The sequence below is a fragment of the Streptococcus oralis subsp. oralis genome, assembly GCF_002096495.1.
GTDB classification, from domain to species: domain Bacteria; phylum Bacillota; class Bacilli; order Lactobacillales; family Streptococcaceae; genus Streptococcus; species Streptococcus oralis_CU.
The window spans coordinates 707,595-734,459 of the sequence record NZ_NCUO01000012.1 but is presented as its reverse complement, the minus strand read 5'-3'; the positions used below and the strand labels follow the sequence as shown (position 1 = coordinate 734,459).

The 26,865-nt window shown below is 41.1% G+C and carries 24 protein-coding genes and 2 tRNA genes; 24 read left to right on the top strand and 2 right to left on the bottom strand.

The window, feature by feature from the left end:
* The first annotated feature begins 68 nt into the window (after positions 1 to 68).
* The 17 genes from B7717_RS09000 (at position 69) to B7717_RS08920 (ending at position 16,302) form a co-directional block, all read left to right on the top strand.
* On the top strand, positions 69 to 581 hold the full coding sequence (locus B7717_RS09000) for a GNAT family N-acetyltransferase (RefSeq protein ID WP_049479702.1): 513 nt from the start codon (positions 69 to 71) through the stop codon (positions 579 to 581).
* A gap of 188 nt (positions 582 to 769) precedes the next feature.
* The gene (gene parC, locus B7717_RS08995) at positions 770 to 3,250 is read left to right on the top strand and encodes a DNA topoisomerase IV subunit A (RefSeq protein WP_084944582.1); all 2,481 of its coding nucleotides are present in this window, start codon (positions 770 to 772) and stop codon (positions 3,248 to 3,250) included.
* A gap of 115 nt (positions 3,251 to 3,365) precedes the next feature.
* Complete coding sequence (locus B7717_RS08990; RefSeq protein WP_301391138.1) at positions 3,366 to 4,403, top strand: branched-chain amino acid aminotransferase; 1,038 nt, start codon at positions 3,366 to 3,368, stop codon at positions 4,401 to 4,403.
* Positions 4,404 to 4,515: 112 nt separating this feature from the next.
* Positions 4,516 to 4,746, top strand: a complete 231-nt coding sequence (locus tag B7717_RS08985) for a DUF2969 domain-containing protein (protein ID WP_000037105.1) — start codon at positions 4,516 to 4,518, stop codon at positions 4,744 to 4,746.
* 49 nt (positions 4,747 to 4,795) lie between these two features.
* Positions 4,796 to 4,876 (top strand) — tRNA-Tyr (locus B7717_RS08980).
* Between the two features lie 8 nt (positions 4,877 to 4,884).
* Positions 4,885 to 4,956 (top strand) — tRNA-Gln (locus B7717_RS08975).
* Between the two features lie 162 nt (positions 4,957 to 5,118).
* Positions 5,119 to 6,321 carry a 30S ribosomal protein S1 gene (gene rpsA, locus B7717_RS08970; RefSeq protein WP_049479376.1) on the top strand — a complete coding sequence of 401 codons (1,203 nt, stop codon included), beginning with the start codon at positions 5,119 to 5,121 and terminating at the stop codon, positions 6,319 to 6,321.
* 82 nt (positions 6,322 to 6,403) lie between these two features.
* Positions 6,404 to 6,901, top strand: coding sequence for a GAF domain-containing protein (locus tag B7717_RS08965; protein WP_049479375.1), 498 nt, complete (start codon positions 6,404 to 6,406; stop codon positions 6,899 to 6,901).
* The gene (gene dnaX, locus B7717_RS08960; RefSeq protein ID WP_084944578.1) at positions 6,901 to 8,559 is read left to right on the top strand and encodes a DNA polymerase III subunit gamma/tau; all 1,659 of its coding nucleotides are present in this window, start codon (positions 6,901 to 6,903) and stop codon (positions 8,557 to 8,559) included. Before B7717_RS08965 ends, dnaX begins: the two co-directional genes overlap by 1 nt.
* 27 nt (positions 8,560 to 8,586) lie before the next feature.
* Positions 8,587 to 8,781 (top strand): DUF3272 family protein, encoded by a 195-nt coding sequence (locus B7717_RS08955; protein ID WP_001081604.1) that lies wholly within the window; start codon positions 8,587 to 8,589, stop codon positions 8,779 to 8,781.
* A 149-nt stretch (positions 8,782 to 8,930) separates the two neighbouring features.
* Positions 8,931 to 9,701, top strand: a complete 771-nt coding sequence (gene sufC, locus B7717_RS08950; protein WP_000114489.1) for a Fe-S cluster assembly ATPase SufC — start codon at positions 8,931 to 8,933, stop codon at positions 9,699 to 9,701.
* Between the two features lie 27 nt (positions 9,702 to 9,728).
* Positions 9,729 to 10,991: a Fe-S cluster assembly protein SufD gene (sufD, locus tag B7717_RS08945; protein ID WP_000159660.1), complete on the top strand. Its 1,263-nt coding sequence runs from the start codon at positions 9,729 to 9,731 to the stop codon at positions 10,989 to 10,991.
* A gap of 10 nt (positions 10,992 to 11,001) precedes the next feature.
* On the top strand, positions 11,002 to 12,228 hold the full coding sequence (locus tag B7717_RS08940) for a cysteine desulfurase (RefSeq protein WP_084944577.1): 1,227 nt from the start codon (positions 11,002 to 11,004) through the stop codon (positions 12,226 to 12,228).
* Complete coding sequence (gene sufU, locus B7717_RS08935; RefSeq protein ID WP_001218474.1) at positions 12,215 to 12,655, top strand: Fe-S cluster assembly sulfur transfer protein SufU; 441 nt, start codon at positions 12,215 to 12,217, stop codon at positions 12,653 to 12,655. The genes B7717_RS08940 and sufU overlap by 14 nt, the downstream gene beginning before the upstream one ends.
* A gap of 35 nt (positions 12,656 to 12,690) precedes the next feature.
* The gene (sufB, locus tag B7717_RS08930) at positions 12,691 to 14,103 is read left to right on the top strand and encodes a Fe-S cluster assembly protein SufB (protein WP_000797071.1); all 1,413 of its coding nucleotides are present in this window, start codon (positions 12,691 to 12,693) and stop codon (positions 14,101 to 14,103) included.
* 19 nt (positions 14,104 to 14,122) lie between these two features.
* Positions 14,123 to 14,692 carry a hypothetical protein gene (locus tag B7717_RS08925; RefSeq protein WP_084944575.1) on the top strand — a complete coding sequence of 190 codons (570 nt, stop codon included), beginning with the start codon at positions 14,123 to 14,125 and terminating at the stop codon, positions 14,690 to 14,692.
* Positions 14,693 to 14,904: 212 nt separating this feature from the next.
* Positions 14,905 to 16,302, top strand: coding sequence for an APC family permease (locus B7717_RS08920; protein ID WP_084944573.1), 1,398 nt, complete (start codon positions 14,905 to 14,907; stop codon positions 16,300 to 16,302).
* A 22-nt stretch (positions 16,303 to 16,324) separates the two neighbouring features.
* Here B7717_RS08920 and B7717_RS08915 read toward each other — a convergent pair whose 3' ends face one another.
* Positions 16,325 to 17,173, bottom strand: coding sequence for a YitT family protein (locus B7717_RS08915; RefSeq protein ID WP_084880784.1), 849 nt, complete (start codon positions 17,171 to 17,173; stop codon positions 16,325 to 16,327).
* 141 nt (positions 17,174 to 17,314) lie between these two features.
* Here B7717_RS08915 and B7717_RS08910 point away from each other — a divergent pair, with 141 nt between their 5' ends.
* Complete coding sequence (locus B7717_RS08910; protein ID WP_084881769.1) at positions 17,315 to 18,151, top strand: DegV family protein; 837 nt, start codon at positions 17,315 to 17,317, stop codon at positions 18,149 to 18,151.
* Between the two features lie 107 nt (positions 18,152 to 18,258).
* Positions 18,259 to 18,534: an HU family DNA-binding protein gene (locus tag B7717_RS08905; protein WP_001284636.1), complete on the top strand. Its 276-nt coding sequence runs from the start codon at positions 18,259 to 18,261 to the stop codon at positions 18,532 to 18,534.
* Between the two features lie 131 nt (positions 18,535 to 18,665).
* On the opposite strand, the gene B7717_RS08900 is transcribed toward B7717_RS08905, so the two are convergent.
* Positions 18,666 to 19,652: an L-lactate dehydrogenase gene (locus B7717_RS08900; protein WP_000204722.1), complete on the bottom strand. Its 987-nt coding sequence runs from the start codon at positions 19,650 to 19,652 to the stop codon at positions 18,666 to 18,668.
* 193 nt (positions 19,653 to 19,845) lie between these two features.
* On the opposite strand from B7717_RS08900, the gene gyrA reads away from it, so the two are divergent.
* From gyrA to B7717_RS08875, 5 genes are all read left to right on the top strand, one after another.
* Entirely contained in the window at positions 19,846 to 22,314 is a 2,469-nt protein-coding gene (gene gyrA, locus B7717_RS08895) for a DNA gyrase subunit A (protein WP_084944572.1), read from the top strand.
* Positions 22,314 to 23,069, top strand: a complete 756-nt coding sequence (locus B7717_RS08890) for a class A sortase (RefSeq protein ID WP_000018509.1) — start codon at positions 22,314 to 22,316, stop codon at positions 23,067 to 23,069. The genes gyrA and B7717_RS08890 overlap by 1 nt, the downstream gene beginning before the upstream one ends.
* A gap of 197 nt (positions 23,070 to 23,266) precedes the next feature.
* A complete protein-coding gene (locus B7717_RS08885; RefSeq protein ID WP_084944571.1) occupies positions 23,267 to 24,064 on the top strand; it encodes a formate/nitrite transporter family protein in 798 nt (265 codons plus the stop codon).
* Between the two features lie 149 nt (positions 24,065 to 24,213).
* The gene (locus B7717_RS08880) at positions 24,214 to 25,494 is read left to right on the top strand and encodes an O-acetylhomoserine aminocarboxypropyltransferase/cysteine synthase family protein (protein ID WP_044020622.1); all 1,281 of its coding nucleotides are present in this window, start codon (positions 24,214 to 24,216) and stop codon (positions 25,492 to 25,494) included.
* A gap of 94 nt (positions 25,495 to 25,588) precedes the next feature.
* Positions 25,589 to 26,863 carry a DUF2130 domain-containing protein gene (locus B7717_RS08875; protein ID WP_084944712.1) on the top strand — a complete coding sequence of 425 codons (1,275 nt, stop codon included), beginning with the start codon at positions 25,589 to 25,591 and terminating at the stop codon, positions 26,861 to 26,863.
* The last annotated feature ends 2 nt before the right edge of the window (positions 26,864 to 26,865 follow it).

Sequence of the window (26,865 nt, the reverse complement as noted above, 5' to 3'; positions counted from 1 at the left end):
CAACTTTAGGTTCGCTGGTCTCATACACTATTTCAGCTAGCTATTACAAAAGAGAAAGGCAATCAGTCATGAAGCATAACAAACAGTCTATTACACTTCGTGAAGCACGCGAAAATGATAAAGAAATTTTTGTCGAACTGACATCTGCACTAAGCCGATTCAATAGGCAACACCATGATGAAAAATCAACATACGATGATTATTCGCAGGTTCTTGAAGCTATTAAAAGCCAGGCACTAAAAACATTTGAAAATAGAGATGATGGACGAACATACATTATTTTAGCTGAATATCATCAAGATATTGTAGGTTATGGCTTGGCAAGGGTATATGATGAAGACGCAACTGCGGATAATGGAACAGGTCAAATAGGACTGATTGATGAACTGTTTGTCAGCGCCTCTGTTAGAGGGAAAGGAATTGGGCATATGTTGTTGGACGACTGTATGGAGTGGCTGAAGAGAACTAATATCCAGCGTGTTAAACTTCATGCTTACTCGTGGAATGATAGTGCAAAGTGGATTTATGAGCGCAAGGGATTTAAAGCCTACGCTATTTCCTATGAAAAATGGCTAGAATAATAGATACAGTTAGTTATGAGAAACTAAAATCCCTAGACCTTTCATCTTTTCTCTATTTAAAACCTACTCTATATTCTTTGAAAGGAGTTGAACATGCTCTAGATACTGTGTAAAAAAATAAATTCTTTTGAGAGCTTACTTCAAGAATTTATCTTTACACTTGGTATTTTACGGGCTCTGTATCATATATGAGTAACATTCAAAACATGTCCCTTGAGGACATCATGGGAGAGCGCTTTGGTCGCTACTCCAAGTACATTATTCAAGACCGGGCTTTGCCAGATATTCGTGATGGGTTGAAGCCGGTTCAGCGTCGCATTCTTTATTCGATGAATAAGGATGGCAATACTTTTGACAAGAGCTACCGTAAGTCTGCCAAGTCTGTCGGGAACATCATGGGGAATTTCCACCCACACGGTGACAGTTCTATCTATGATGCCATGGTTCGTATGTCTCAGGACTGGAAAAATCGTGAGATTCTAGTTGAAATGCACGGTAATAACGGTTCTATGGACGGAGATCCGCCTGCGGCAATGCGTTATACTGAGGCGCGTTTGTCTGAGATTGCTGGTTATCTTCTTCAGGATATCGAGAAAAAGACAGTTCCCTTTGCTTGGAACTTTGACGATACCGAGAAAGAACCAACTGTCTTGCCAGCAGCCTTCCCCAATCTTTTAGTCAATGGCTCGACTGGGATTTCAGCTGGATATGCTACGGACATTCCACCACATAATTTGGCTGAGGTTATCGATGCGACAGTCTACATGATTGACCATCCAACAGCCAAGGTGGACAAACTCATGGAATTCTTGCCTGGGCCAGATTTTCCTACAGGAGCTATCATCCAAGGGCGTGATGAAATCAAGAAGGCCTATGAAACTGGGAAAGGGCGCGTGGTTGTTCGTTCTAAGACGGAGGTTGAAAAGCTAAAAGGTGGTAAGGAACAAATCGTTATCACTGAGATTCCTTATGAAATCAATAAGGCTAATCTCGTCAAGAAAATTGATGATGTTCGTGTCAATAACAAGGTAGCTGGTATTGCTGAAGTTCGTGATGAGTCTGACCGTGACGGTCTTCGTATCGCTATTGAGCTAAAAAAAGATGCCAATACGGAGCTGGTTCTTAACTATCTCTTTAAATACACTGACCTGCAAATCAATTACAATTTTAACATGGTGGCGATTGACAATTTCACACCTCGTCAGGTTGGAATTGTTCCAATCTTATCTAGCTATATCGCCCACCGTCGTGAAGTGATTTTGGCACGTTCCCGTTTTGATAAGGAAAAGGCTGAGAAACGTCTCCATATCGTTGAAGGTTTGATTCGCGTGATTTCGATTTTGGACGAAGTCATTGCCCTTATCCGTGCTTCTGAGAACAAGGCTGACGCCAAGGAAAACCTCAAGGTCAGCTATGATTTTACAGAAGAGCAAGCCGAAGCTATCGTTACCTTACAACTTTATCGTTTGACCAATACAGACGTGGTTGTCTTGCAGGAAGAAGAAGCAGAATTGCGTGAAAAGATTGCCATGCTTGCGGCTATCATCGGTGATGAACGGACTATGTACAATCTCATGAAGAAAGAACTTCGTGAGGTCAAGAAGAAATTTGCGACACCACGTTTGAGTACTTTGGAAGATACTGCGAAAGCAATCGAGATTGACACAGCTAGTTTGATTGCCGAGGAAGATACCTATGTCAGCGTGACTAAGGCAGGCTATATCAAGCGTACTAGCCCACGTTCCTTTGCGGCATCCACTCTGGAAGAAATTGGCAAGCGTGATGATGATCGTTTGATCTTTGTTCAATCTGCCAAGACAACCCAGCATCTCTTGATGTTCACGACTCTTGGGAATGTCATCTATCGACCAATCCATGAATTGGCAGATATTCGCTGGAAGGACATCGGAGAGCATTTGAGTCAAACCATCACAAACTTTGAAACGAATGAAGAAATCCTTTATGTGGAAGTAGTGGATCAGTTTGATGATGCGACAACTTACTTTGCAGCGACTCGACTTGGTCAAATCAAGCGTGTAGAACGCAAAGAATTCTCTCCATGGCGGACCTACAAGTCGAAGTCTGTTAAGTACGCTAAACTCAAAGACGAGACAGACCAAATTGTAGCAGTGGCTCCAATTAAACTGGATGATGTTCTCTTGATTAGTCAAAACGGTTATGCCCTTCGTTTCAATATCGAAGAGGTTCCGGTTGTTGGTGCCAAGGCTGCGGGTGTCAAGGCTATGAACCTGAAAGCAGATGATGCGCTTCAGTCTGCCTTTATCTGTAACACCTCATCCTTCTACCTCTTGACCCAACGTGGAAGCTTGAAACGTGTTTCCATTGAGGAAATTCCAGCGACCAGCCGTGCTAAACGAGGCCTACAAGTCTTGCGTGAGTTGAAAAACAAACCGCACCGTGTCTTTTTAGCAGGAGCAGTTGCAGAGCAAGGTTTCGTTGGTGATCTTTTTAGTACAGAAGTAGAAGAAAACGACCAAACGCTGCTTGTCCAATCTAACAAGGGAACAATCTATGAGAGCCGATTGCAAGATTTGAATTTGTCTGAACGCACTAGCAATGGAAGCTTTATTTCAGACACGATTTCAGATGAAGAAGTTTTCGATGCTTACCTCAAAGAAGTCTTTAAAGAGGACAAAACAAATTCGTAAAAAGAATCAGTCCAGAGGGCTGATTTCTTTATGTTGAAAAAATTTTCAGAAAATTACAAATAATACTTGAAATTTTACTAGAAAAGTGTAGAATAGAACACATAGTTTGAATAGTATAAAGGAGAAACACATGACAGTTGCAATTGATTGGGAAAACCTTGGCTTTGCTTATATGAAATTACCTTACCGTTATATCGCTCACTACAAAAATGGTCAATGGGATCAAGGAGAATTGACAGAGGATGCAACCTTGCATATTTCAGAGTCTTCTCCAAGTCTCCACTATGGACAGCAAGCATTTGAGGGATTGAAAGCCTATCGAACCAAGGATGGCAGTGTTCAACTGTTCCGTCCTGACGAAAATGCCAAGCGTCTGCAACGTACCTGCGACCGTCTTTTGATGCCACAAGTTCCGACAGAAATGTTTGTAGAAGCTTGTAAAGCAGTTGTGCGTGCAAATGAAGAATACGTCCCACCATATGGAACAGGTGGAACCCTTTATCTTCGTCCACTGTTGATTGGTGTTGGAGATATTATCGGGGTAAAACCTGCAGAAGAGTATATTTTCACCATCTTTGCTATGCCGGTTGGTAACTATTTTAAAGGTGGTTTAGTCCCAACAAATTTCTTGATTCAGGATGAATACGACCGGGCAGCTCCAAATGGTACAGGTGCGGCCAAGGTAGGTGGGAACTATGCTGCTAGCCTCCTCCCAGGTAAAATGGCCAAGTCACGTCAATTTTCAGATGTTATCTACTTAGACCCATCTACACATACAAAGATTGAAGAAGTCGGATCAGCCAACTTCTTTGGAATTACAGAGAACAACGAATTTGTAACGCCATTAAGCCCATCTATCTTACCATCTATTACCAAGTACTCATTGCTTTACTTGGCTGAACACCGCTTGGGCTTGACTCCGATTGAAGGCGATGTTCCAATTGATAATTTGGAGCGTTTTGTAGAGGCAGGTGCTTGTGGAACAGCAGCGGTTATTTCGCCAATTGGAGGCATCCAACATGGTGATGATTTCCATGTTTTCTATAGTGAAACAGAAGTAGGTCCTGTTACACGTAAACTCTATGATGAATTGACTGGTATCCAATTTGGTGATGTGGAAGCACCAGAGGGATGGATTGTCAAAGTGGACTAAAAGATATGAAATAAAGAAGAGCTCCATAGCAGTTGTAATAGCTGAAATGGAGTTTTTTCTTGCTAGTTTTAGCTTTTTCTTGTACAATAGAAAAAGTGAAAAGAGGTACAGTATGAGTAAAAAAGATAAGAAAATTGAAATCCAATTAACAGATGCAAAAGTGACTGTTGGAAAAGACAGCTATGAAGGATACGTTTTGACGATCGGGAAAAAGGTCATTGGAGAAATTGCCGAATTAGATAACCAATTTGCCATCATAAAGAATGGAAATGTCGATAGTTTTTATAAAAAACTTGAAAAAGCTGTGGAAATTTTGATTGAAAACTATAATTTGACAAAATAATACTTGTTTTATTGAAAATTTCATGATATAATAGTTCTCGTTAAACATTGGAGAGATAGCGAAGAGGCTAAACGCGGCGGACTGTAAATCCGCTCCTTCGGGTTCGGGGGTTCGAATCCCTCTCTCTCCATTTATCAATGGGGTATAGCCAAGCGGTAAGGCAAGGGACTTTGACTCCCTCATGCGTTGGTTCGAATCCAGCTACCCCAGTTCTTAGGTAATAAATTCAAGATAAAAAGAAAAATATCTTAGGGTATTTTATTTTTATAATTGAAAGACGTGAACGATATGAACATGTCTTTGCGGGTGCTTAGGAAAAAAATTATAAGTATGTCAAGTTTGGAAAAACTTGATTGTTGGAGGATTTTTTAGATGAACGAATTTGAAGATTTGCTAAATAGCGTTAGCCAAGTTGAGCCTGGTGATGTTGTTAGTGCTGAAGTATTGACAGTTGATGCGACTCAAGCTAACGTTGCAATCTCTGGGACTGGTGTTGAAGGTGTCTTGACTCTTCGCGAATTGACAAACGATCGCGATGCAGATATCAATGACTTTGTGAAAGTAGGAGAAGTATTGGATGTTCTTGTACTTCGTCAAGTAGTTGGTAAAGATACTGATACAGTTACATACCTTGTATCTAAAAAACGCCTTGAAGCTCGCAAAGCATGGGACAAACTTGTAGGACGCGAAGAAGAAGTTGTTACTGTTAAAGGAACTCGTGCCGTTAAAGGTGGACTTGCAGTAGAATTTGAAGGTGTTCGTGGATTTATCCCAGCTTCAATGTTGGATACTCGTTTCGTACGTAACACTGAGCGTTTCGTAGGCCAAGAATTTGATGCTAAAATCAAAGAAGTTGATCCTAAAGAAAACCGTTTCATCCTTTCACGTCGTGAAGTTGTTGAAGCAGCTACTGCAGCAGCTCGTGCTGAAGTATTCGGTAAATTGGCTGTTGGTGATGTCGTAACTGGTAAAGTTGCTCGTATCACTAGCTTTGGTGCTTTCATCGACCTTGGTGGAGTTGATGGATTGGTTCACTTGACTGAATTGTCACACGAACGTAACGTATCACCTAAATCAGTTGTAACTGTTGGTGAAGAAATCGAAGTGAAGATCCTTGATCTTAACGAAGAAGAAGGACGCGTATCACTTTCACTTAAAGCAACAACACCTGGACCATGGGATGGCGTTGAGCAAAAATTGGCTAAAGGTGATGTAGTAGAAGGAACAGTTAAACGTTTGACTGACTTCGGTGCATTTGTTGAAGTATTGCCAGGTATCGATGGACTTGTTCATGTATCACAAATTTCACACAAACGTATCGAAAATCCAAAAGAAGCTCTTACTGTTGGTCAAGAAGTTACTGTTAAAGTACTTGATGTTAACGCTGACGCAGAACGCGTATCTCTTTCTATCAAAGCTCTTGAAGAACGTCCAGCTCAAGAAGAAGGACAAAAAGAAGAAAAACGTGCTGCTCGTCCACGTCGTCCAAAACGTCAAGAAAAACGTGATTTCGAACTTCCAGAAACACAAACAGGATTCTCAATGGCTGATTTGTTCGGTGATATCGAACTTTAATCAAATTGATAATCACAAAATCCTTTGTTTAAAACAAGGGATTTTTCTTTTGTCTCTTTCTCATTTTTGATATAATAGTTCTATGTTAGATTCAGAAAAACAATCACAATATCAATTTTTAAATGAGGAACTCTCTTATTTACTTGAAGGTGAGAGCAATGTTCTTGCCAATCTTTCGAATGCTAGTGCCCTCCTAAAATCTCGCTTTCCGAATACTGTATTTGCAGGATTTTATCTGTTTGATGGTAGCGAGTTGGTTTTAGGGCCTTTTCAGGGTGGTGTTTCGTGCATTCGTATTCCGCTTGGAAAAGGAGTATGTGGAGAAGCTGCTGAGTTTCAAGAGACTGTTTTAGTAGGCGATGTGAGCACCTATCCAAACTACATTTCTTGTGATAGTATGGCAAAGAGTGAAATCGTAGTTCCCATGCTCAAGAATGGTCGATTGCTGGGTGTCTTAGACCTGGATTCTTCACTTATTGATGATTACAATGCTGTTGACCGTGATTACTTGGAACAATTTGTCGCTATTTTGCTTGAGAAGACAGAATGGGACTTTACAATGTTTGAGGAGAAAGCCTAATGTATCAAGCACTTTATCGAAAATATAGAAGTCAAACTTTTTCACAACTAGTAGGTCAAGAAGTTGTGGCTAAAACCCTAAAACAAGCGGTCGAGCAGGAAAAGATTAGTCATGCTTATCTTTTCTCGGGTCCTCGTGGAACTGGGAAGACCAGTGTAGCCAAGATTTTTGCCAAGGCAATGAACTGTCCGAACCAAGTGGACGGAGAACCATGTAATAACTGCTATATCTGCCAGGCAGTGACAGAAGGTAGTTTAGAAGATGTTATCGAAATGGATGCGGCTTCGAATAATGGAGTCGATGAAATCCGTGAAATTCGTGATAAATCTACCTATGCACCTAGTTTGGCACGTTATAAGGTCTATATCATAGACGAGGTTCATATGTTGTCTACAGGAGCCTTTAATGCGCTTTTGAAGACCCTAGAAGAACCAACCCAGAACGTTGTCTTTATTTTGGCGACTACTGAATTGCACAAGATTCCAGCAACTATTTTATCGCGTGTCCAACGTTTTGAGTTTAAATCGATTCGAACGCAAGATATCACGGCACATATTCATCACATTTTAGAAAAAGAAAATATCAGTTCTGAACCAGATGCTGTAGAAATCATTGCCAGACGAGCTGAAGGTGGAATGCGGGATGCCTTGTCTATTCTGGACCAAGCCTTGAGTTTGACACAGGGAAATGAGCTCACGACTGCTATCTCTGAGGAGATTACAGGCACCATTAGTCTATCAGCACTTGATGATTACGTAGCCGCCTTGTCTCAGCAGGATGTTCCAAAAGCGCTTGATTCTTTGAATCTTTTGTTTGAAAATGGCAAGAGCATGACTCGTTTTGTGACAGATCTCTTGCAGTATTTGCGTGATCTACTAGTTGTTCAGACAGGTGGCGAAAATACTCATCATAGTCCAGTTTTTATGGACAATCTAGCTCTGTCTCAGGAAAGTCTCTTTGAAATGATTCAAATAGCGACTGTGAGCTTGGCGGATATGAAAGCTAGCCTGCAACCTAAGATTTATGCTGAGATGATGACTATTCGTTTAGCTGAGATTAAGCCTGAGCCAGTTCTTTCAGAAGCAGTTGAAGGAGAAATAGCTACACTAAGACAGGAAGTCGCTCGTCTCAAACAAGAACTTGCTAATGTTGGAACAGCTCCTAAACAAGTGGTGCCAGTCCCTAGCCGTCCAGCAACTTCCAAGACAGTCTATCGAGTAGACCGTAATAAGGTTCAGGCTATCCTACAAGAAGCTGTTGAAAATCCTGATTTGGCACGTCAAAACTTGATTCGCCTACAGAATGCGTGGGGAGAAGTGATTGAAAGTTTAGCTGGACCAGATAAGGCTCTTCTCGTAGGTTCTCAACCAGTTGCGGCCAATGAACACCATGCTATTTTAGCCTTTGAGTCTAATTTCAATGCTGGTCAAACCATGAAAAGAGATAATCTCAATACTATGTTTGGCAATATTCTCAGCCAGGCAGCTGGATTTTCACCTGAGATTCTGGCTATTTCTCTAGAGGAATGGAAAGAGGTTCGAGCAGCATTTTCAGCTAAAAACAAGTCTCCTCAAGCTGACCAAGTGGTGGAAGAAGAGAGCCTGATTCCAGAAGGATTTGAATTTCTGGCTGATAAAGTCATGGTTGAAGAAGACTAAAAGTGGATTTCATGATACAATAATCTTATGAATAGACAACAATTTATCATAATAGCGTTATTCACGGCAGCTGAGACTTATTTTTTCAATGAATCCTTGATGACTGGTCGCTACGTTATGGCAGCTTTTTGGGCAATTCTTCTCTTTCGAAACTTTAGGTTAAGTTACCTGATGGGAAAAATTGTAGACGCTATTGATCAGCACCTAAACCGCAAGGATTAGCCCCAGCTTCTAGACAAAATCAAAGCCTTTTAGGCTTTTTTTTGTTATACTAGTAGAGTATATTTATTGACCTTTTGTCCTATTTTTTAGGGATTGTAAGCAATTTCCTAAGGTATTGAGCAAAATGTTTGAAAAAGAAAGGAACTATCATGTCAGTATTAGAGATCAAAGATCTTCACGTTGAGATTGAAGGAAAAGAAATTTTGAAAGGAGTCAATCTGACTCTGAAAACAGGAGAAATCGCAGCCATTATGGGACCAAATGGTACGGGTAAATCAACTCTTTCAGCAGCTATTATGGGTAACCCTAACTATGAAGTTACTAAAGGTGAGGTCTTGTTTGATGGTGTAAATATCCTTGAGTTGGAAGTGGACGAGCGTGCGCGTATGGGACTTTTTCTGGCTATGCAGTACCCATCAGAAATCCCTGGAATTACTAACGCAGAGTTTCTTCGTGCAGCCATGAATGCTGGTAAAGAAGATGATGAAAAGATTTCAGTTCGTGAGTTTATCACTAAACTAGACGAGAAAATGGAATTGCTCAACATGAAAGAAGAAATGGCAGAGCGTTACCTCAACGAAGGTTTCTCTGGTGGTGAGAAAAAACGCAATGAAATTCTTCAACTCTTGATGTTGGAACCAACTTTTGCCCTTTTGGATGAGATTGACTCAGGTCTTGACATTGATGCCCTTAAAGTTGTATCGAAAGGTGTCAATGCCATGCGTGGTGAAGGCTTTGGTGCCATGATCATCACTCACTACCAACGTCTCTTGAACTACATCACACCAGACGTGGTACACGTGATGATGGAAGGTCGTGTTGTTCTTTCTGGTGGCCCAGAATTGGCTGCCCGTTTGGAACGTGAAGGATACGCAAAACTAGCTGAAGAACTTGGCTACGACTACAAGGAAGAATTGTAATTCCCTCGTATCTTTTAGGAGAAGTAAATGACTAAAGAGAATATTAAACTTTTTTCAGAAATGCACGCTGAACCAAGCTGGTTGGCTGACCTCCGTCAAAAAGCTTTTGATAAGATTGAGAGTTTGGAATTACCAGTTATTGAGCGTGTCAAATTTCACCGTTGGAATCTGGGAGATGGAACCATCACAGAAAGTGAACCTTCAGCAAATGTTCCAGACTTCACAGCTCTAGATAATCACTTGAAGTTGGTGCAAGTAGGAACGCAAACTGTTTTTGAGCAAACTCCAGTTGAGTTAGCAGAACAAGGGGTAGTCTTTACAGACTTCCATTCAGCTTTAGAAGAAATTCCAGAGCTTATTGAGGAATTCTTCATGTCTTCTGTTAAGTATGACGATGACAAGTTAGCAGCCTACCACACTGCTTACTTTAACAGTGGTGCTGTTCTCTACATTCCTGATAACGTTGAGATTACAGAGCCAATCGAAGGAATTTTCTACCAAGACAGCGATAGCGATGTGCCATTTAACAAGCATATCCTTATCATTGCGGGTAAAAACTCTAAAATAAGCTATCTTGAACGTCTTGAGTCTCGTGGCCAAGGTAGTGCCAAAGCAACTGCCAATATCACAGTAGAAGTGATTGCTCGTTCAGGCGCGCAAGTGAAGTTTGCTGCGATTGACCGTCTAGGTGAGAACGTCACTGCCTATATTAGCCGTCGTGGTAAACTAGGAAACGATGCAAGCATTGACTGGGCAATCGGTGTCATGAACGAAGGAAATGTTGTTGCTGATTTTGATAGCGATTTGATTGGAAATGGTAGCCATGCTGACCTTAAAGTCGTAGCTCTTTCAAGTGGCCGTCAGGTGCAAGGGATTGATACTCGAGTGACTAACTATGGGTGCAACTCTATCGGAAATATCCTCCAACATGGGGTTATCCTTGAAAAAGCAACTTTGACCTTCAATGGTATTGGACACATTATCAAGGGTGCCAAGGGAGCAGATGCGCAACAAGAAAGCCGTGTTCTCATGCTTTCAGACCAAGCGCGTTCAGATGCCAACCCAATTCTTTTGATTGATGAAAATGACGTTACTGCAGGTCACGCGGCTTCTATCGGACAAGTTGATCCAGAAGACATGTACTACCTTATGAGCCGTGGCTTGGACAAAGCAACAGCAGAGCGTTTGGTTGTTCGTGGTTTCCTTGGTTCTGTTATCGTGGAGATTCCAGTCAAGGAAGTTCGTGATGAAATGATTGCAACCATCGAAGAAAAATTGTCAAAACGCTAAGGGGAAGCCTATGTTAGATGTAGAAGCGATTCGCAAGGATTTTCCGATTTTAGACCAGATCGTTAACGATGAACCGTTGGTCTATTTGGACAATGCTGCGACGACACAAAAACCACTAGCAGTTCTGGAAACGATTAACCGCTATTATGAGCAGGACAATGCAAATGTTCATCGTGGGGTTCATACCTTGGCGGAGCGGGCGACAGCTTCCTATGAGGCGGCTCGTGAAACCATTCGTAAGTTTATCAATGCAGGCTCTACAAAGGAAGTTCTCTTTACCAGAGGAACGACAACCAGCCTTAACTGGGTGGCACGCTTTGCTGAGGAAATTCTTACTGAGGGAGACCAGGTCTTGATTTCTGTCATGGAACACCATTCCAATATCATTCCTTGGCAGGAGGCCTGTCGCAAGACTGGAGCAGAGCTTGTCTATGTTTATCTCAAGGACGGGGCTCTGGATATGGAGGATTTGCGAGCTAAATTGACGGGCAAGGTCAAGTTCGTTTCTCTAGCTCACGCCTCCAATGTTCTTGGTGTGGTCAATCCGATCAAGGAAATCACTCAAATGGCACATAAAGTTGGTGCTATTATGGTGGTGGATGGAGCTCAGTCTACACCTCATATGAAGATTGATGTCCAGGACTTGGATGTGGACTTCTTTGCCTTTTCAGGTCACAAGATGGCTGGTCCGACTGGTATCGGTGTTCTTTATGGCAAGGAAAAATATCTCAATCAAATGTCTCCAGTAGAATTTGGCGGCGAGATGATTGATTTTGTCTACGAGCAATCTGCTAGTTGGAAGGAATTGCCTTGGAAATTCGAGGCTGGAACGCCAAATATGGCAGGAGCTATTGGACTTGCGACTGCAGTTGATTATCTGGAAAAGATTGGTATGGATGCCATTGAAGCGCATGAACAGGAATTGATTGCGTACGTCTATCCAAAACTGCAGGCAATTGAGGGATTGACCATTTACGGTTCGCAGGACTTGGCTCAACGTTCAGGTGTTATTGCCTTTAACCTAGGCGATCTTCATCCTCACGATCTTGCGACGGCCCTGGATTATGAGGGAGTGGCTGTTCGTGCTGGTCACCATTGTGCGCAACCCTTGCTTCAGTATTTGGAAGTCCCAGCAACAGCTCGTGCAAGCTTTTATATCTACAATACCAAGGCAGATTGTGACAAGCTAGTCGATGCCCTACAAAAGACAAAGGAGTTTTTCAATGGCACTTTCTAAACTAGATAGCCTTTATATGGCAGTGGTGGCAGACCATTCGAAAAATCCACATCACCAAGGGAAGTTAGAAGACGCTGAGCAAATCAGTCTCAATAATCCAACCTGTGGGGATGTTATCAACCTCTCTGTCAAGTTTGACGCAGAGGACCGTTTGGAAGATATTGCTTTTCTAAATTCAGGATGCACGATTTCAACTGCCTCTGCTAGTATGATGACAGATGCAGTTTTAGGCAAGACCAAACAAGAAATTTTAGAACTTGCGACCATTTTTTCTGAAATGGTTCAAGGGCAAAAGGATGACCGCCAAGACCAACTTGGAGATGCAGCTTTCTTATCAGGTGTTGCCAAATTCCCACAACGGATTAAGTGTGCAACTCTAGCTTGGAATGCCCTTAAGAAGACAATTGAAAATCAAGAAGATAAATAAGAAACATAGAAATATATAATGAAAGAAAGGATATTATGGCTGAAGAAAGAGTAGAACCAAAACCAATTGACCTTGGTGAATATAAATTTGGTTTCCATGACGATGTAGAGCCTGTCCTATCGACAGGAAAAGGACTCAACGAAGGTGTTATTCGTGAATTATCTGCTGCTAAGGGTGAACCTGAGTGGATGTTAGAATTCCGTTTGAAGTCTTATGAAACCTTCAAAAAAATGCCTATGCAAACCTGGGGAGCAGACTTGTCAGAGATTGACTTTGATGACTTGATCTACTACCAAAAACCTTCTGATAAACCTGCCCGTTCTTGGGATGAAGTTCCTGAGAAAATCAAAGAAACCTTTGAACGTATTGGGATTCCAGAAGCTGAGCGTGCTTATCTAGCAGGAGCTTCTGCCCAGTATGAGTCAGAAGTGGTTTACCATAACATGAAGGAAGAGTTCCAGAAATTGGGTATTATCTTTACAGATACGGATTCTGCCCTCAAGGAATACCCAGACTTGTTTAAACAATACTTTGCGAAGTTGGTACCACCGACTGATAACAAGTTGGCAGCCCTCAACTCTGCAGTATGGTCGGGTGGAACCTTTATCTACGTGCCAAAAGGTGTCAAGGTAGATATTCCACTTCAAACCTACTTCCGTATCAACAACGAAAATACAGGTCAGTTCGAACGTACCTTGATTATTGTTGATGAAGGAGCAAGCGTCCACTACGTAGAAGGCTGTACAGCGCCAACTTATTCAAGTAACAGCTTGCACGCTGCCATTGTAGAAATTTTCGCTTTGGACGGAGCTTATATGCGTTATACAACCATCCAAAACTGGTCTGATAATGTCTATAACTTGGTAACAAAACGTGCCAAAGCTTTGAAAGATGCGACTGTTGAGTGGATTGATGGTAACTTGGGTGCTAAAACAACCATGAAATACCCGTCTGTTTACCTTGATGGAGAAGGAGCGCGTGGAACCATGCTCTCTATCGCCTTTGCCAATGCAGGGCAACACCAAGATACGGGTGCCAAGATGATCCACAACGCTCCACATACAAGCTCGTCTATCGTGTCTAAATCCATTGCTAAAGGCGGAGGAAAGGTGGACTATCGTGGACAAGTAACCTTTAACAAGAACTCTAAGAAATCTGTTTCTCACATCGAGTGTGATACCATTATCATGGATGACTTATCAGCGTCAGATACCATTCCGTTTAATGAAATTCACAACTCGCAAGTTGCTTTGGAACACGAGGCCAAGGTATCTAAGATTTCAGAGGAACAACTCTACTACCTCATGAGTCGTGGTTTGTCAGAATCTGAAGCTACTGAGATGATCGTTATGGGATTTGTAGAGCCCTTCACTAAAGAACTTCCAATGGAATACGCAGTTGAGCTGAACCGCTTGATTAGCTATGAAATGGAAGGTTCAGTCGGATAAATCCAAAAAGGAGAAGCAAATGGGATTTTTAAAAAAATTATTCGGTAATGTTGAAAAAGCGAATAAAGGTGAAATTCCTGTCGAGGAAATTGTTCCACCTTTTACAATTGATTTAGTAGAAGAAGCAGATGATTATTGGCGACAAATGGAACAAAACTTCTTGATAAACGCTGTAAAAGCTGCTGGTGGTCCTGAGGCGGTAGAACGTGCTTTTGTTCTTACTAATTTCAAAGAAAATCAAGAAACCTTTGAGCTCTTTTATCAGGTAAATGGTCAACTTCTTTCATGGAGAGAGATGGATGAGACTGTTATTGATAAAATCAGCAATCAACTCCTTCCACAAGCACCAGGTGTGGCACGTGCAGCAAATGAAAATTATGAAGAGGCAAATGTACCAGTAATCCAGTACGCTATGCTTCAATTTGAAACTGCAACCATGGCTTGGTTTGGTCGGAAGCTGACAACAGCTTCTCCAGAAGCACAACTGACTTTTGAAGAATTGGTATCTGGTTGGCGCGCTATTCTGGAACAAGAAGTTCCACATCGTCCTTTAGATAGTGACCGTCCGTTCCCTTACTTTGAAGTTTAAAAAATCCCAAATCCCCAAAAACTTTCAATGGGGTATACTGTTGAGCTTAATCGCTTGATGAGTAACTAATTGAAAGAATTACTGGGTAAAAATGCAAATTCTGAACAGGAATCCTTTCTGTTCAGAATTTTTTTAAAAAAGAACCTAATAAATATTCACAAAAATACTTTTATATGGTAAAATAAAACAATTACATTTAGTGGAGATGAAGTATGAATATTTTTAGAACCAAGGATGTTAGTCTGAGACAGACAGAGATGCATCGCCATTTGAAATTGTGGGATTTGATTCTTCTAGGGATTGGTGCTATGGTGGGGACGGGGATTTTCACCATTACAGGAACAGCAGCGGCTACCCTAGCTGGTCCATCACTAGTGATTTCCATTGTGATTTCTGCCCTGTGTGTTTCTCTATCAGCCCTCTTTTTTGCAGAATTTGCCTCTCGTGTTCCTGCAACTGGTGGTGCTTATAGTTACCTCTATGCGATTCTAGGAGAATTGCCAGCCTGGATTGCTGGCTGGCTGACCATCATGGAATTCATGACGGCTGTTTCAGGTGTGGCGTCTGGCTGGGCAGCTTACTTTAAGGGATTGCTCAGTAATTATGGTATCTCCATGCCCCAAGCCTTGAATGGAACCTTTAACCCTGAACAGGGAACCTATATCGATCTTCTGCCGATTTTAGTACTTACGTTGGTAACGGGATTGGTTTTATTAAATTCTAAGGCAGCTTTGAGATTTAATTCGCTTTTAGTGGTCTTGAAATTCTCAGCTCTAGCCTTATTTATCCTAGTTGGTATTTGGTACATCAAGCCAGAAAATTGGACGAATTTTGCTCCATTTGGTTTTGGTCAACTATATGGTGGAAGTACTGGTATTATGGCGGGTGCATCTTTGATGTTCTTTGGATTTCTCGGATTTGAGTCTATTTCCATGGCAGTTGATGAAATTCAAAGTCCGCAAAAAAATATTCCCCGCGGAATCGTCCTTTCTCTGACAATCGTCACCATTCTCTATGCTTTGGTAACCTTAGTATTGACAGGGATTGTTCACTACAGTAAGCTCAATGTGGACGATGCAGTAGCATTTTCATTACGGAGTATTGGTATCGGCTGGGCAGCAAATTATGTTTCGCTTGTAGCCATTCTAACCCTGATAACCGTATGTATCTCCATGACTTACGCTTTGTCTCGGATGATTTATAGTTTAGCACGTGATGGATTTTTACCCCAAAGTTTCAAACAATTAAGCAAGACTAGTCGTGTTCCTAAAAATGCAACCCTCTTAACAGGAGTTGCTTCAGCTATTGCTGCAGGAGTGTTTCCTCTAGCTAGTATTGCAGCCTTCTTAAATATTTGTACGCTAGCTTATCTGATTTTGTTAGCCTACGGAATAATAAAACTCAGAAAGGATAAGGGTATGCCAAAAGAGGGAGAGTTTAAAACTCCCTTGGTGCCACTTTTACCAATTCTTTCCATTCTTATCTGTGTTTCCTTTATGCTTCAATATAGTCTAGATACCTGGATTGCCTTTGGCATTGCTCTTTTAGTTGGTCTAGTCATTTACTTTACTTACGGGTTCCGCCATTCAACCCTCGCAGAAGAAGAATAAAAGCTGGGAATTCCCAGCTTTTTTAATCTTTCACATAAGTAAATCCTTCACCCAGAATTTCATGAGCCTCAGTGATGGTGATAAAGGCTTGAGGGTCAATTTTGTGAATCATATCTTTCATTTTAACGATTTCGTTTCGACCGACGATACAGTAGATAATTTTTAAATCCTTTTTGCTGTAGTAGCCTTGACCAGATATAAAGGTAACGCCACGTCCGAGTTCATCGTTAATCTCTTTGGCCAATTGATCAGGATATTGGGTAATAATCATAAATCCTTTACCACCATAACCTCCTTCGCCTATCAAGTCGATAACACGAGCGATGATAAAGTCAAACAAGAGGGTATAGGTAACTAGACGAAGGTCCTGGAAGATAATCAAAATCAACATTAGGATAAAAAAGTCAATCCCAAAAAGCAATTTCCCAATCGAAATATTGGTGTATTTGTTGAGGATACGGGCAACGATATCAGAGCCACCAGTGGTTCCACCAGCATTAAAGATAATTCCTAAACCAACTCCTAGTAAGACACCTGAGACTAAAGCGACAATGATGAGATCCCCTTGCAAGTCGATGTGCAAAGGAATGCGCTCAAAGATTGCTAGCCAAACGGAAAGTGAAATAGATCCTAGAAGGCTGGAGTAGAGGGTCTTAGGTCCAAATATCTTCCAAGCCAGGATAAATAAAGGGATATTAATCAAGAGGTTCATCAATGAGACAGGGATTTTAAAAAGATAGTAGGTAATCAAGGTAATACCTGTCGCCCCTCCCTCAAATAAATGATAAGGAACAACAAAGTAAGTAAGACCGAAGGCATAGATAGCAGCTCCAAAAATAATAGTGATAATCGGTTGAAGTTTTCGAATCATGGCTGTTCCTCACTTTTCTATAGATAAATTATACCAAAAATTCAGTTCTTTTCATCGGATCACTTATGATTTTTTATCATTTTTTTGATATAATAAAGGAGAAAATCCCAATCCTATCGAGAAGAATAGAAAGATTGAATTATGACACAAGTAAAAATTGTAACGGACTCTTCTGTTACTATCGAACCAGAAGTAGTTAAAGAATTAAATATCACCGTTGTTCCTCTATCAGTTATGATTGATAGTGTGCTTTATTCGGATGCAGATTTGAAAGAGGGAGAATTCCTTCATCTTATGCAACAAAGTAAGAATCTGCCTAAAACAAGCCAGCCACCTGTAGGAGTGTTTGCTGAGATCTTTGAAGAACTAGGTAAAGATGGCAGTCAAATTATCGCCATTCACATGTCCCATGCCTTGTCTGGAACTGTGGAAGCTGCTCGCCAAGGGGCAAGCCTCTCAACTGCTGATGTAACGGTTATTGATAGTTCTTTTACAGATCAAGCAATGAAGTTCCAAGTTGTTGAAGCCGCAAAACTTGCTAAAGAAGGTAAAGATTTAGAAACGATTCTAGCTCATGTAGAGGACGTCAAAAATCATACAGAACTCTATATCGGTGTTTCGACGCTAGAAAACTTAGTTAAGGGTGGTCGTATTGGACGTGTGACAGGATTACTAAGCTCACTCTTGAACATTCGTGTAGTAATGCAGATGAAGAACCACGAACTCCAACCAATCGCCAAAGGACGTGGAGCGAAAACTTTCAAAAAGTGGCTTGAGGAATTAACCAATGCTCTTTCCCAAAAATCAGTTGCAGAAATTGGAATTTCCTATGCTGGAACGAACGAATGGGCGAATGAGATGAAGGCATTATTGCAACCTTATGTTGAGAAACCAATCTCTGTATTGGAAACTGGCTCTATTATTCAAACTCATACTGGAGAGAATGCTTGGGCAATTCTAATTCGCTACAATTCCTAAAAAAATAGAGAAAAAATGGTCAAAATAGTGTTTTTGACTTGACCTATAGCCGATTTTAGGATATGATTATATTTGTTAATTAGAAATTATTTGGAGGATTTGTTAACATGGCAAACAAACAAGATTTGATCGCTAAAGTAGCAGAAGCTACAGAATTGACTAAGAAAGATTCAGCAGCAGCAGTTGACGCTGTATTTGCAGCAGTAACTGAATACCTTGCAGCTGGTGAAAAAGTTCAATTGATCGGCTTCGGTAACTTTGAAGTTCGTGAGCGTGCTGCACGTAAAGGTCGCAACCCACAAACTGGTAAAGAAATCAAAATCGCAGCTTCTAAAGTTCCAGCATTCAAAGCTGGTAAAGCTCTTAAAGACGCTGTTAAATAATGAATTTTCAAAAAGCCTATTGTATCAAGCTTCATTGCTTGGTAGATAGGCTTTTTTTGTTTATTTGAAAAGTTGAGTTATGATTCTGTGCAAAAAGAAAAAGGTTCCCATGTTTGAGAACCTTCTTTTCATTAGTTTTTAGAAGCTGCTTGGAATTCAGGGTTTTTCCATGCTTCATCAATGATAGCTTGCAATTCTTTAGCAGATGCTTGCATTTTTTGAGTTTCAGCATCGTTCAATGGGATGTTAACTGGACGAACAATACCGTGTGCACCAACAACAGCTGGTTGACCGATAAAGACGTTTTTAACACCGTATTGACCTTCTTGGAAGACTGAAAGTGGAAGTACTGCATTTTCGTCATCAAGGATTGCTTTTGTGATACGAGCAAGTGCTACAGCGATACCGTAGTAAGTAGCTCCTTTTTTGTTAATGATTGTGTAAGCAGCGTCACGAACACCTTCGAACAATTCAATCAATTCAGCTTCTTGAACGTTTTGAGTATCTTTAAGGAATTCTTCTAGGTTTACACCAGCGATGTTAGCGTGTGACCAAACCGCAAATTCAGAATCTCCGTGTTCACCCATGATGTAGGCGTGAACTGAACGAGCATCAACATCCAATTTTTCAGCAAGTGCTTGACGGAAACGTGCTGAGTCAAGTGAAGTACCTGAACCGATAACACGTTCTTTAGGGAATCCAGAGAATTTCCAAGTTGAGTAAGTCAAAACATCAACTGGGTTAGCCGCAACAAGGAAGATACCATCAAAACCTGATTCAACAACTTGTGTTACAATTGATTTGTTGATAGCCAAGTTTTTACCTACAAGGTCAAGGCGAGTTTCACCTGGTTTTTGAGGAGCACCTGCAGTGATAACAACAAGGTCAGCGTCTGCACAGTCAGAGTATTGAGCAGCGTAGATTTTTTTAGGTGAAGTGAAGGCAAGGGCGTGGCTAAGGTCAAGCGCATCACCAACAGCTTTTTCGTGTAATTGTGGAATTTCGATAATTCCAAGCTCTTGTGCAATTCCTTGGTTAACAAGTGCGAAAGCATAAGATGAACCTACGGCACCGTCACCAACAAGGATCACTTTTTTGTGTTGTTTAGTTGAAGTCATTATCTAAACATCTCCTTCATTTTTTTTAGGGGAATCCCCAGACAATTTCATTCTATCACTTTTGAAAAGCTTTGTCACGAATATTCTATTCGGTTATCGATGTAAACGTTTTAGTGGTTTTCAAAGACTGAAATGAAGGACAAATTATGGTATAATATATCTAATTACTAATAGTGAAATGAGGCATTTATGAATGCAGGATAGAAATTTAGTGAATGTCAATCTGACAAAGGAGATGAAGACCAGCTTTATCGACTACGCCATGAGCGTTATCGTTGCGCGGGCCCTTCCTGATGTTCGAGATGGCTTAAAACCTGTTCACCGTCGTATTCTATACGGAATGAATGAACTAGGTGTTACACCAGATAAACCTCATAAAAAGTCAGCCCGTATTACAGGGGATGTTATGGGTAAATACCACCCACATGGTGATTCCTCTATTTACGAAGCCATGGTTCGTATGGCTCAATGGTGGAGCTACCGTTACATGCTTGTTGATGGGCATGGAAACTTTGGTTCTATGGACGGGGACGGTGCTGCCGCGCAGCGGTACACTGAGGCACGTATGAGCAAGATTGCTCTGGAAATGCTTCGTGATATCAATAAAAACACCGTTGATTTCGTAGACAACTACGATGCTAACGAACGTGAACCCTTGGTTTTGCCAGCTCGTTTTCCAAACCTTTTGGTCAATGGGGCAACTGGTATCGCTGTTGGGATGGCAACCAATATTCCACCTCACAACTTGGGTGAAACCATTGATGCAGTGAAGTTGGTTATGGATAATCCTGAAGTGACGACTAAGGACTTGATGGAAGTCTTGCCTGGTCCAGATTTTCCAACCGGTGCTCTTGTCATGGGAAAATCAGGTATCCATAAGGCTTATGAGACTGGTAAAGGTTCAATCGTTCTTCGTTCTCGTACAGAGATTGAAACCACTAAGACGGGTCGGGAGCGCATCGTTGTAACGGAATTCCCTTATATGGTTAATAAAACCAAGGTACATGAGCATATTGTTCGCTTGGTTCAGGAAAAACGAATTGAGGGCATTACAGCCGTACGTGATGAGTCCAACCGTGAAGGCGTTCGCTTTGTAATCGAGGTTAAACGCGACGCGTCTGCCAACGTTATCCTTAACAACCTCTTCAAGATGACCCAGATGCAAACCAACTTTGGTTTCAACATGTTGGCGATTGAAAATGGTGTGCCAAAAATCTTGTCCCTTCGTCAAATTTTGGATGCTTATATCGAGCACCAAAAAGAAGTGGTTGTTCGCCGTACTCGTTTTGACAAGGAAAAGGCGGAGGCGCGTGCGCACATCTTAGAAGGTCTTTTAATTGCACTTGACCATATCGACGAAGTGATTCGTATCATTCGTGCCAGTGAAACAGATGCGGAAGCGCAAGCTGAGTTGATGAGCAAGTTCAAGCTTTCTGAACGTCAAAGTCAAGCTATCCTTGATATGCGTCTTCGTCGTTTGACAGGATTGGAACGTGATAAGATTCAGTCTGAATATGATGAATTAATTGCCTTGATTGCAGATTTGGCTGATATTCTTGCCAAACCTGAGCGCGTGGCGCAAATTATCAAAGAGGAATTGGACGAAGTCAAACGCAAGTTTGGTGACAAGCGTCGTACGGAGTTGATGATCGGAGAAGTCTTAACTCTTGAAGATGAAGATTTGATTGAAGAAACGGATGTCTTGATTACCCTATCTAACAAGGGCTATATCAAACGTTTGGACCAAGGTGAGTTCACTGCTCAAAAACGTGGTGGCCGTGGAGTTCAAGGTACGGGAGTTAAGGATGATGACTTTGTGCGTGAGTTGGTTTCAACCAGCACCCATGATCATTTGCTCTTCTTTACTAATAAAGGACGCGTATACCGACTAAAAGGTTATGAAATCCCTGAATATGGTCGTACCGCTAAGGGATTGCCAGTTGTCAATCTATTGAAGTTGGACGAAGGTGAGAGTATTCAGACCATTATCAACGTTGAGTCTGAACGTAGTGATGACGCCTATCTCTTCTTCACAACCCGTCACGGTATCGTGAAACGAACCAGTGTTAAAGAGTTCGCTAATATTCGTCAAAATGGACTTAAAGCTTTGAATCTCAAGGATGAAGATGAACTGATTAATGTCTTGCTGACAGAAGAAGATACGGATATTATCATCGGTACCAAGTTTGGTTATGCCGTTCGCTTTAATCAATCAGCTGTTCGTGGCATGAGTCGTATCGCGACAGGTGTTCGAGGAGTCAATCTTCGTGATGGAGACACAGTAGTTGGTGCTAGCGTGATTACAAACCAAGATGAGGTTCTTATCATCACTGAAAAAGGATATGGTAAACGTACACTGGCTACTGAATATCCTACTAAGGGCCGTGGTGGTAAAGGGATGAAGACTGCCAATGTTGCTGAGAAGAATGGTCCTCTGGCAGGTCTCCTCACTGTTAAGGGGGATGAAGACCTGATGATTATCACAGATACAGGTGTCATGATTCGTACAAACGTTGCCAATATTTCACAAACGGGACGCTCAACTATGGGAGTTAAGGTGATGCGTCTAGATCAGGATGCTAAGATTGTAACCTTTACAACGGTTGCTGCGGCAGAAAAAGAAGAAGTTGGGACTGAAATTGAAACAGAAGGTGAAGCATAATGTCTCATAAAAAAACGAAAAATAAAAAGAGTAAGAAAAACAAGCGAAGAAATCTATTTATCAATATTTTAGCGGGTTTCTTAATTCTTTTATCGCTAGCTTTAATTTTTAATTCAAAGATTCGCGATATCTTTTTGGTCTGGAATACCAATAAATACCAAGTCAATCAAGTCACTAAGGAAAATATAGATGAAAATCTAAAAACCGAAGGAAATTTTGATTTTGACTCTGTTAAGTCTATTTCATCTGAAGCTGTATTGGCTTCACAATGGGATGCTCAGAAACTTCCCGTTATTGGAGGTATTGCTATTCCCGAAGTGGAGATTAACTTACCGATTTTTAAAGGCTTAGATAATGTAAACTTGTTCTACGGAGCAGGGACCATGAAACCAGATCAAAAAATGGGAGAAGGCAACTATTCTCTAGCTAGTCACCATATCTTTACTGCTGAAAATGCCAGTCAAATGCTCTTCTCACCTTTGGTCAATGCCAAAGCAGGTATGAAAATTTACCTGACGGATAAGGATAAAGTTTATACTTATGAGATTACAGAAGTTAAACGTGTCACACCTGACCGTGTAGATGAAATCGAAGATCGTGATGGCGTAAAAGAGATTACTTTGGTTACCTGTGTTGATTATAATGCGACTGAGCGTATAATCGTCAAAGGAATCTTTAAAGAATCAAAAGCTTATTCTGAGACTTCTGAGGATATTTTGAAGGCCTTTAATCAACCGTATAGACAACGTTATTAAGAATGAATGAACCAGTGAAGTGCTATTTCACTGGTTTTTTATGTCAACAAATAGAATCAAAATAGTTCTTAAAAAATGGCTAAGAAGGCTTAGGATAAAGATTTTAAGATAAATATTTTAGAATTTTACAGAAAACGCTTTCTAGAAAACAAGAATTATGTTATAATTATCACAAATAAAAGTTTAGGAGTTTTTTTATGGTCTCTTCAGAGTTTATTTCAAAGATTGAATTTGCTTGCAAGAAGAAAGAAAGTCTTTATAGCCAAAGCAAGTTTAAGTATGCGATTCGTTCCATGTTTGCAGGTGCCTTTCTAACATTTAGTACGGCTGCAGGTGCAGTTGGGGCTGACTTGATTAATAAGATCGCTCCAGGTAGTGGACGTTTCCTCTTCCCATTCGTTTTTGCTTGGGGATTGGCCTACATTGTTTTCTTGAATGCTGAGCTGGTAACTTCAAATATGATGTTTTTGACAGCTGGTAGTTTCTTGAAAAAAATTTCATGGAGAAAAACAGCTGAGATTTTACTTTACTGTACCTTGTTCAACCTTATCGGAGCTTTGATAGCAGGTTGGGGCTTTGCCCACTCAGCAGCCTATGCAAATCTAACACATGATAGCTTCATTTCAGGGGTTGTAGAGATGAAGTTAAGCCGTTCCAATGAGCTAGTCTTGCTTGAAGGTATTTTAGCCAATATCTTTGTAAACATTGCCATTCTTTCATTCGTTTTGGTGAAAGACGGAGGCGCCAAACTTTGGCTTGTCTTATCAGCAATTTACATGTTTGTATTCTTAACAAACGAACACATTGCTGCGAACTTTGCTTCTTTTGCGATTGTTAAGTTCAGCGTTGCAGCAGATTCAATTGCTAACTTTGACATACCTAATATTCTTCGTCACTGGGGTGTAACCTTTGTCGGAAACTTTATCGGAGGAGGTCTCTTGATGGGCTTGCCATACGCTTTCCTCAATAAAAACGAAGATACTTATGTCGATTAAAAAACGGTCACGAGTGAATCGTGCTTTTTTGTTTGATGTGTAAGACTAGTCATAGTTGTTCCTTATATCAAAATATAGAAAAACGGTATTGGAAAAGACTAGCACAAGATGATACAATATCCCTAATGAAGCTATTTGGAGGTCGTCATATGACTCGTGATTTTAAATTTGAAACCCTACAATTACATGCTGGGCAAGTAGTTGATCCAGCAACTAAGTCTCGTGCAGTACCGATTTATCAAACAACATCCTTCGTTTTTGATGACACGCAAGAAGGTGCCGATTTGTTTGCCTTGAGAAAACCAGGGAACATTTATACTCGTATCACAAACCCTACAACAGCAGCCTTTGAGGAAAGAATTGCAGCTCTTGAAGGTGGTGTTGGAGCGCTAGCGACAGCATCAGGTATGGCTGCTGTAACCTACACTATTTTGGCGCTTGCTCACGCAGGTGACCATGTGGTGGCTGCGTCGACAATTTACGGTGGGACCTTCAACCTCTTGAAGGAAACCCTTCCTCGTTATGGGATCACAACAACCTTTGTGGATGTGGATAATTTGGAAGAAGTGGAAGCAGCTATCAATGACAATACAAAGCTTGTCTTGATTGAAACCTTGGGGAATCCCTTGATTAACATTCCTGACTTGGAAAAATTGGCTGAGATTGCGCATAAACACCAGATTCCTCTCGTTTCTGACAACACTTTTGCCACACCATATTTGATTAACGTCTTCTCTCACGGTGTAGATATTGCCATTCACTCAGCAACTAAGTTTATTGGTGGACATGGTACGACTATTGGAGGAGTGATTGTCGATAGTGGTCGTTTTGACTGGGAAGCTTCAGGAAAATTCCCTCAATTTGTTGAGGAAGACCCAAGTTACCATAACTTGAGCTATACTCGTGATGTGGGTGCAGCAGCCTTTATTATCGCTGTTCGTGTTCAATTGCTCCGTGATACAGGTGCTGCATTGTCGCCATTTAATGCCTTTCTCTTGCTTCAAGGGCTTGAAACTCTCTCTCTTCGTGTGGAACGTCACGTGCAAAATGCAGAGAAAATTGTTGATTTCCTTGTAAATCATCCTAAGGTAGAGAAGGTAAATTATCCAAAACTAGCTGACAGTCCATATCATGCCTTGGCTGAGAAATATTTGCCAAAAGGTGTTGGTTCAATCTTTACCTTCCATGTTAAAGGCGGAGAGACAGAAGCTCGCAAGGTAATTGATAATTTGGAAATCTTCTCTGACCTTGCTAACGTAGCAGATGCAAAATCGCTTGTTGTCCATCCTGCGACAACCACTCACGGTCAATTGTCAGAAAAAGACCTAGAAGCAGCAGGTGTCACACCAAACCAAATCCGCTTGTCTATCGGTCTTGAAAATGTAGAGGATTTGATTGAAGATTTGCGCTTGGCCTTGGAAAAAATTTAAAGTAACAGATATAAACAGTGGGTTTCGACTCACTGTTTTTGATTTTCCCTCAGGCATGATATAATGGTTACAGAAGTCTAGAAAGATGAAAGTTATGAACGAAATCAAATGTCCCAACTGTGGGGAAGTCTTTACAGTAAATGAAAGTCAGTATGCCGAACTTTTATCCCAAGTGAGAACAGCTGAGTTTGATAAGGAATTACACGATCGCATGAAGCAGGAGCTGGCCTTGGCTGAGCAAAAGGCTATGAATGAACAACAGACTAAACTGGCTCAAAAAGATCAAGAAATTGCCCAACTGCAGAGTAAAATCCAAAACTTTGATACAGAGAAAGAGTTGGCCAAGATGGAAGTTGAACAGACAAGTCATGAGGCCTTATTAGCAAAGGACAAGGAAGTACAGGCCTTGGAAAACCAACTGGCCACCTTGCGTTTGGAGCATGAAAATCAACTGCAAAAGACCCTCTCTGACTTAGAAAAAGAACGGGATCAGGTCAAAAACCAGCTCCTCTTGCAAGAAAAGGAAAATGAGTTATCTTTGGCTTCTGTTAAGCAAAATTACGAAGCCCAGCTTAAGGCAGCCAGTGAACAGGTCGAGTTCTATAAGAATTTCAAAGCCCAACAATCAACCAAGGCAATTGGGGAAAGTTTGGAACAGTATGCAGAGAGTGAGTTTAACAAGGTACGTAGTTTCGCCTTTCCAAATGCCTACTTTGAGAAGGATAACAAGGTCTCTGCGCGTGGCTCTAAGGGTGACTTTATCTTCCGTGATTTTGATGAAAATGGTCTAGAGTTCATTTCCATCATGTTTGAGATGAAAAATGAAGCGGACGGAACAGAGAAGAAGCATAAGAATGCAGATTTTTACAAGGAATTGGACAAGGACCGTCGGGAAAAGAACTGTGAGTATGCTGTTTTGGTGACCATGCTAGAAGCAGATAACGACTACTTTAATACAGGGATTGTTGATGTCAGCCACGAGTATGAAAAGATGTATGTGGTTCGTCCTCAGTTCTTTATCCAGTTGATTGGTCTCTTGCGAAATGCTGCGCTTAATTCCCTTAAATACAAGCAAGAGTTGGCCTTGGTTCGGGAGCAGAATATCGATATTACGCATTTTGAAGAAGACTTGGATGCCTTCAAAATGGCTTTTGCCAAGAACTACAACTCTGCTTCGACCAACTTTGGTAAAGCTATTGATGAAATTGACAAGGCCATCAAACGCATGGAAGAGGTCAAGAAGTTCCTAACCACATCAGAAAATCAACTCCGCCTCGCTAATAACAAATTGGAAGATGTTTCAGTTAAAAAATTGACCCGAAAAAATCCAACTATGAAAGCGAAATTTGAAGCGCTGAAGGGGGAGTGAGG

What these genes read in the sequence shown, in the direction of transcription:
- B7717_RS08890 (WP_000018509.1), top strand. Translation starts at nt 22,314, where the DNA reads ATGTCTCATAAAAAAACGAAAAATAAAAAGAGTAAGAAAAACAAGCGA.
- B7717_RS08940 (WP_084944577.1), top strand. Translation starts at nt 11,002, where the DNA reads ATGTTAGATGTAGAAGCGATTCGCAAGGATTTTCCGATTTTAGACCAG.
- B7717_RS08880 (WP_044020622.1), top strand. Translation starts at nt 24,214, where the DNA reads ATGACTCGTGATTTTAAATTTGAAACCCTACAATTACATGCTGGGCAA.
- B7717_RS08875 (WP_084944712.1), top strand. Translation starts at nt 25,589, where the DNA reads ATGAACGAAATCAAATGTCCCAACTGTGGGGAAGTCTTTACAGTAAAT.
- sufC (WP_000114489.1), top strand. Translation starts at nt 8,931, where the DNA reads ATGTCAGTATTAGAGATCAAAGATCTTCACGTTGAGATTGAAGGAAAA.
- B7717_RS08885 (WP_084944571.1), top strand. Translation starts at nt 23,267, where the DNA reads ATGGTCTCTTCAGAGTTTATTTCAAAGATTGAATTTGCTTGCAAGAAG.
- B7717_RS08905 (WP_001284636.1), top strand. Translation starts at nt 18,259, where the DNA reads ATGGCAAACAAACAAGATTTGATCGCTAAAGTAGCAGAAGCTACAGAA.
- B7717_RS08920 (WP_084944573.1), top strand. Translation starts at nt 14,905, where the DNA reads ATGAATATTTTTAGAACCAAGGATGTTAGTCTGAGACAGACAGAGATG.
- sufU (WP_001218474.1), top strand. Translation starts at nt 12,215, where the DNA reads ATGGCACTTTCTAAACTAGATAGCCTTTATATGGCAGTGGTGGCAGAC.
- B7717_RS08985 (WP_000037105.1), top strand. Translation starts at nt 4,516, where the DNA reads ATGAGTAAAAAAGATAAGAAAATTGAAATCCAATTAACAGATGCAAAA.
- B7717_RS08910 (WP_084881769.1), top strand. Translation starts at nt 17,315, where the DNA reads ATGACACAAGTAAAAATTGTAACGGACTCTTCTGTTACTATCGAACCA.
- B7717_RS08925 (WP_084944575.1), top strand. Translation starts at nt 14,123, where the DNA reads ATGGGATTTTTAAAAAAATTATTCGGTAATGTTGAAAAAGCGAATAAA.
- sufD (WP_000159660.1), top strand. Translation starts at nt 9,729, where the DNA reads ATGACTAAAGAGAATATTAAACTTTTTTCAGAAATGCACGCTGAACCA.
- B7717_RS08900 (WP_000204722.1), bottom strand. Translation starts at nt 19,652, where the DNA reads ATGACTTCAACTAAACAACACAAAAAAGTGATCCTTGTTGGTGACGGT.
- B7717_RS08965 (WP_049479375.1), top strand. Translation starts at nt 6,404, where the DNA reads ATGTTAGATTCAGAAAAACAATCACAATATCAATTTTTAAATGAGGAA.
- rpsA (WP_049479376.1), top strand. Translation starts at nt 5,119, where the DNA reads ATGAACGAATTTGAAGATTTGCTAAATAGCGTTAGCCAAGTTGAGCCT.
- parC (WP_084944582.1), top strand. Translation starts at nt 770, where the DNA reads ATGAGTAACATTCAAAACATGTCCCTTGAGGACATCATGGGAGAGCGC.
- dnaX (WP_084944578.1), top strand. Translation starts at nt 6,901, where the DNA reads ATGTATCAAGCACTTTATCGAAAATATAGAAGTCAAACTTTTTCACAA.
- B7717_RS08915 (WP_084880784.1), bottom strand. Translation starts at nt 17,173, where the DNA reads ATGATTCGAAAACTTCAACCGATTATCACTATTATTTTTGGAGCTGCT.
- gyrA (WP_084944572.1), top strand. Translation starts at nt 19,846, where the DNA reads ATGCAGGATAGAAATTTAGTGAATGTCAATCTGACAAAGGAGATGAAG.
- sufB (WP_000797071.1), top strand. Translation starts at nt 12,691, where the DNA reads ATGGCTGAAGAAAGAGTAGAACCAAAACCAATTGACCTTGGTGAATAT.
- B7717_RS08955 (WP_001081604.1), top strand. Translation starts at nt 8,587, where the DNA reads ATGAATAGACAACAATTTATCATAATAGCGTTATTCACGGCAGCTGAG.
- B7717_RS09000 (WP_049479702.1), top strand. Translation starts at nt 69, where the DNA reads ATGAAGCATAACAAACAGTCTATTACACTTCGTGAAGCACGCGAAAAT.